Annotated in this window: 5 protein-coding genes and 1 pseudogene; 5 read left to right on the plus strand and 1 reads right to left on the minus strand. The window is 62.7% G+C overall.

Annotated elements, in window-relative coordinates:
- Positions 1 to 145 precede the first annotated feature (145 nt).
- From QMX91_RS28995 to QMX91_RS29010, 4 genes are read left to right on the plus strand one after another with little or no spacing between them, the layout of a single operon-like run.
- Entirely contained in the window at positions 146 to 835 is a 690-nt protein-coding gene (locus QMX91_RS28995; RefSeq protein WP_098964586.1) for an N-acetyltransferase, read from the plus strand.
- Positions 836 to 839: 4 nt separating this feature from the next.
- Complete coding sequence (locus tag QMX91_RS29000) at positions 840 to 2,024, plus strand: GNAT family N-acetyltransferase (protein WP_282413766.1); 1,185 nt, start codon at positions 840 to 842, stop codon at positions 2,022 to 2,024.
- Entirely contained in the window at positions 1,996 to 2,787 is a 792-nt protein-coding gene (locus QMX91_RS29005; protein ID WP_282413767.1) for a ChbG/HpnK family deacetylase, read from the plus strand. Before QMX91_RS29000 ends, QMX91_RS29005 begins: the two co-directional genes overlap by 29 nt.
- Positions 2,788 to 2,842: 55 nt before the next feature.
- A complete protein-coding gene (locus QMX91_RS29010) occupies positions 2,843 to 3,535 on the plus strand; it encodes an N-acetyltransferase (RefSeq protein ID WP_282413768.1) in 693 nt (230 codons plus the stop codon).
- A 135-nt stretch (positions 3,536 to 3,670) separates the two neighbouring features.
- Here QMX91_RS29010 and QMX91_RS29015 read toward each other — a convergent pair whose 3' ends face one another.
- Positions 3,671 to 4,477 carry a class I SAM-dependent methyltransferase gene (locus tag QMX91_RS29015; protein WP_282413769.1) on the minus strand — a complete coding sequence of 269 codons (807 nt, stop codon included), beginning with the start codon at positions 4,475 to 4,477 and terminating at the stop codon, positions 3,671 to 3,673.
- A 75-nt stretch (positions 4,478 to 4,552) separates the two neighbouring features.
- Here QMX91_RS29015 and QMX91_RS29020 point away from each other — a divergent pair.
- A pseudogene (locus QMX91_RS29020) lies at positions 4,553 to 4,667 on the plus strand (metal ABC transporter ATP-binding protein); the annotation flags it as partial.
- Positions 4,668 to 4,855: the final 188 nt, after the last annotated feature.

The following is a 4,855-nucleotide window of genomic DNA, read 5'->3' on the forward strand; positions in this document are numbered from 1 at the left end:
GATTTATCCCCGATCGGCTGCGCAGCAGTCGTCGCTTTTAGCCTGTAAATGCGGGGCCGCTTCGCAGCCCATCGGGGATAAATCCCCTCGCCACAGAGCCCCTCGCCACAGTTGTTCGCCCTGCCGGAACGCCGGAGTACAGAACATGGGTACCGTCAGCAAACTCAGCCAGCACATCAAACAAAAAGGCCTGCGCGCCACCCTCGCCAAGGCGTGGAAGCACTACGTGTTTTTCCATCAGGAGCTGCTGTGGATGGAGCGCGATCTGGTCAGTCCGGTGCCACCGCACAGCCTCAAACCGTATCCGCCGTTGCGGGTGGTGAAGATCACCGCCGACAACGCCAGCGCCTTCGCCCGCTACTTCGGCGACCGCGTCGGGACCATGGCCGAGCTGGCCAACGAAGGCCACACCGGGCACATGCACCTGGACGATCAGGGCGATGCCGTGGCGTTCATCTGGGGCAGCGCACGGGACTACTTCGACCGGCATTACTACGGCTGCCTGTTCCCGGTGAAAGCCGGCGAGTTCTTCGAATTCGGTGGCGAGCTGACCCGTGCCTACTGGGGCAGCGAACTCTCGGTGGACCTGCAACTGGAACTGTGGAAAGCCATGGCGGCCCAGGGCTGCGACAAGGTGGTGGACGTCTGCGAGTTCCACAACGTCCCGGCGCTGAAACTGCACCTGCGCATGGGTTACACCGAGCAAGGCCGGATCATGAATGTCTACACCCTGTTCGGTCGCTGGCACTTCTACCGCGAAACCCGCTACAGCGGTTCGCGACTGGATGCGCTGCGCAAACCGTCCCGTCCACCTGTCACAGCCACGGCGGTCTGAGCCTATGACGGCGCGATTCGAATGGCGCACTTCACTGTGCGCCGCCGACTTCCCGGCAGCCGCCTATGAAGCGCTGCGCCTGCAGGTGACGGATCACACGCCGTTCAACCACCTGGGCTGGTTGTGCGCGGCGGAGCAGGCACTGGGCGCGGGTGAGCGCCTGCACATCCTGCTCGGTTGGGAAGCGGACGAATTGCGCCTGTGCCTGCCGCTGGTAGCGGGCCGTGAGCGCTTTGCCGGCGTGCCGTTTCGTGTACTGCACCACTTGGGCTATCCGCTGGCGGACCGGCTGGCGCTGCTGTCATTGCTCAAGGGCGAAGACATGCGCGAAGCCTTGCACCTGATCCGCCGACAGCTGCCGCACGCCCTGCTGCAACTCAACGAATTGTCCGAGCCGGCGGGTGAGGAAAGCGCCCTGACCGAATGGATGGCCCACAGTTCTGCGGGCGAACGCCGCCTCAGTTGCCGGGTGCCGGTGCATCTGATCAGCGACGCGGATCACCAGGAGGTCTCCGGCGACCCGCGCTACAAGCTGCGACGGGCGCGCAAACGAATTGTCGCGTGTGGCGCCCAGGTGCGGCGCATCTGCCCCGACGCGCTGAGCATGGGTCCGCTGTTGCGGGCGATCAGCGAAGTCGAAGCGGTGAGCTGGAAAGGTGACGAGGGCGTGGGGATCTTTGCCAGCGAGCGCAGTCGGCAATGGATCGAACGCGCCTTCACCGCCCTCGCCGGCCAGGGCCTGGTGCGGGTGGTGACGCTGGAACTCAACGGGCGTTGCATCAGCTATCGCCTCGGCTTGCTGGAGCAGGGCCGACTCTACGATTACAACCTCGCGTTCCTGCCGCAATACGCCGATCTGGGCAGCGGCCGGGTGCTGCTGGAGGAATGGATTCGCTGGGGGCTGGACGAGCATTGGCGCTGGATCGATGCCTCGCGGGTCAGTCTGGAAAACTCCAGCCACCAACTGCACGAACGCATGACCGGACAACTGGAACACTGGCGCTGGAGTTTCTATTCCTGGCGCCCCAGCGGGATGTTGCTGGGGCTGGGATTGCGGCTCTGGCAGCGCTTGAAACCGACGGTGCAGCAATGGCGCGCGCGACATGCGGCCAGACCGGCACCGGCGCCCACACCTGTCGTCATCACCACGGAGGGCGATCATGCCTCGCCAAGTCATAGTCAACGCTGACGATTTCGGTTTGAGCCCGAACGAAAACGCGACGATCTTCGCCGCGTTTCAGGCCGGGGTCATCAGCTCGGCCACGGCCATGGCCAACATGCCGGCGTTCGAAGCAGCCTGCGCGATGGCCCGGCATCCGTCGCTGCAAGGTCGGGTCGGGTTGCATTTCAACCTGACCTACGGGCGGCCGCTGAGTACCTCAATCCTGCGCAGTCGCACCTTCTGCGATAGCCACGGCGTATTCGACCTGAGCCTGCCACGGCAAAGCCTGTGGCTGAGTCGCGAAGATCGCGAAGCGGTGCGTGAAGAGTTGCAGGCGCAGTGGCAGCGCTGTGTCGAACATGGCGTGCGACCTAGCCATATCGACTCGCATCAGCACGTGCACAACATCTGGCCGATCGGCGAAATCGTCGCGCGCTTTGCCGCCCGGCAAGGCGTGCCGATTCGCCTGGCGCGCAACCTGGGGCAGAACCTCAGTCTGCCCAAACGTGTATTCAAAGGTTTGCTCAACTGGCGCTTGCAGAGTCTGGCCGGAGCCACGGCGGACTATGTGTGCACGCCGGTGGATCTGCGTAACGACCCCGCGCCGAGCGACGGCGTGCTGGAAGTCGTTGCCCACCCGAATCAGCTGGGCAGCGATTTCGGTGATGCCTACCTCAATCCCGGAGAATCCCTGAGCCACGTGCTGGAGCAGCGGCTGCCGGGTGTGCCACGGGTGTCCTATGCCGATCTGCACAAGGATTTTTTACGCGGTGCCACGGCACTCGATTGATTCATCCCCACAACAGCAACATCCACCACACCGGGCTTCGGCCACGGAGGGCAACATGAACTTCATCGGAAAACTGCGTGACCGGATTCGTCAAAAAGGCTTTCGTAACTTCTTCGCCAGTCTGTGGGAGCGCTACGTGTTCTTCCACTGGGAACTGCTGTGGATGGAGCGCGATCTGGTGACCCCGGTGCCGCCACACAAGCTGCGGCCATACGAGGGAGTGCGCAAAGTCGATATCACACCGCACAACACCGGGGCGTTCGCCAAGCATTTCGGTGACCGCGTGGAAACCATGGCCGAACTCGCCGCTGAAGGCCACACCGGGCACATGTACCTCGATGCCGACGGCCACGCGGTGGCATTCATCTGGGGCAGCATTCGCGACTACCACGACCGCCACTATTACGGCTGCTGGTTCCCGGTCAAACCCGGCGAGTTCTTCGAATTCGGCGGCGAAATGGCCCGCCCGTATTTCGGCACCAGCCTGTCGGTGGACGTGCAAGTCGCCCTCTGGGAAGCCATGGCCGCCCAGGGCTGTCATACCGTCGTGGACACCTGCGAAACGCGCAACATTCCGGCAATGAAACTGCACATCCGCATGGGCTACCACGAACAAGGGCGCATCACCCACGTTTACGGCCTGTTCGGCCGCTGGCGCTTCTACCGCGAAAGCCGCTACGACGGCTCACGCCTGGAGCCACTGCGTAAACCGGAGCGGCCGGCGGTGAGTGCGGCGGCGCAGGCTTGATTCGGTTGTAAAAGGCATGGCGGCCATTCGGCCGCCATCGCGAGCAGGCTCGCTCCTACAGTGGATTTGTGTACGACACCGATCACGTGTAGGAGTAAGCCTGCTCACGATGAGGCCAGATGGAGCAACAAATTCTCAGGTTTTGCGAGCGACCAAGGTGAAGCACAACGGCATCTGCGCCTCGCGATTCAGATACTGGTCATACACCTCCTCCCGATTCGAGTGCGCATACTCCTTGAAGTGCGCGATGTTCAGCCCGGCCGCGATGACGCCGCTGAAGATCGCGCCGAGGGTGTGCACGAACCAGTATGACTTGGCAGCCTGCTGCTCGACCTTGCCGACGTAGACAATCGGTTCTTCCTGCACGAATGGCTCGGCGCGGAAGTAGGAGCTGGCGAGGCGGTACGGGTCTTCGGCGTCGGGGTCGACCATTTCCAGAAACGGATGGGTTTCGTAGATCACCAGTTTGCCGCCCGGTTTGAGAGTCAGCGCGACATGGCGAAAGAACTCGCCGATGTCGGGCATCCAGTTCAGCACGCCGATGGTGATCAGCGCCACGTCGAAGCGGCTGTGCAGCGCAGCCGGCAGGTGATGGATATCGCTTTCGATGAATTCGGCGTTGTACGGCGAGCGCTGGTTCAACTCACGGGCCTGTTCGAGAAACGCCTCCGATTGATCGACGCCGACCACACTACGCGCACCGAGGGCGAACAGCGACAGGCTTTCGCGGCCGTTGTTGCAACCGAGTTGAATCAGCGCTTTGCCATCGACGCCGACCTGTTCCAGCACGCCACGCAAGGTGTCGTCGAGGCAAGAAAAATCAGCCTTTGACACCTCGTTCAACAGCGCTTGCCATTCCGCCGACTCACGGTGATGACGAGCAGAATCGTTCCACGCCTGTCGATTGCTGTCGATGGCGGTTTTATTGTTGGGCACTTCCATGGCGCACTCCGGGCGATGCTCGTGATTGAGCGGACCCGAGTCTAGAACAGCCCGATCAGTACGGTTGTTGCGACTTTGTAAGCCACACCGCCGTTCCACGGTGGGAGCGAGCTTGCTCGCGAAGGCGTCGGCCCAGCCAACATCTTCATTGCCTGAACCACCGCTTTCGCGAGCAAGCCCGCTCCCACAGGGGGTAATGCGGCGGCTTCGTAGAGATTTTTGCGACCGGACCTCATCGCTGCAAAAAGCTCCCACAAGATTTCAGATAGAACGCAAGATTTGCACACGTCACAAAACCTGTGGGAGCGGGGGGGGGGGGGGGGGGGGGGGCGGGGGGGGGGGCGGCAACGAGGCGAGAGCCAAGGCAAACACCCGCGC

The organism is Pseudomonas sp. PS01299 (assembly GCF_029960145.1).
Classification (GTDB): Bacteria; Pseudomonadota; Gammaproteobacteria; order Pseudomonadales; family Pseudomonadaceae; genus Aquipseudomonas; species Aquipseudomonas putida_A.

Coding starts and splice junctions, on each gene's coding strand:
- QMX91_RS28995 (WP_098964586.1), top strand. CDS start 146: ATGGGTACCGTCAGCAAACTCAGCCAGCACATCAAACAAAAAGGCCTG.
- QMX91_RS29000 (WP_282413766.1), top strand. CDS start 840: ATGACGGCGCGATTCGAATGGCGCACTTCACTGTGCGCCGCCGACTTC.
- QMX91_RS29005 (WP_282413767.1), top strand. CDS start 1,996: ATGCCTCGCCAAGTCATAGTCAACGCTGACGATTTCGGTTTGAGCCCG.
- QMX91_RS29010 (WP_282413768.1), top strand. CDS start 2,843: ATGAACTTCATCGGAAAACTGCGTGACCGGATTCGTCAAAAAGGCTTT.
- QMX91_RS29015 (WP_282413769.1), bottom strand. CDS start 4,477: ATGGAAGTGCCCAACAATAAAACCGCCATCGACAGCAATCGACAGGCG.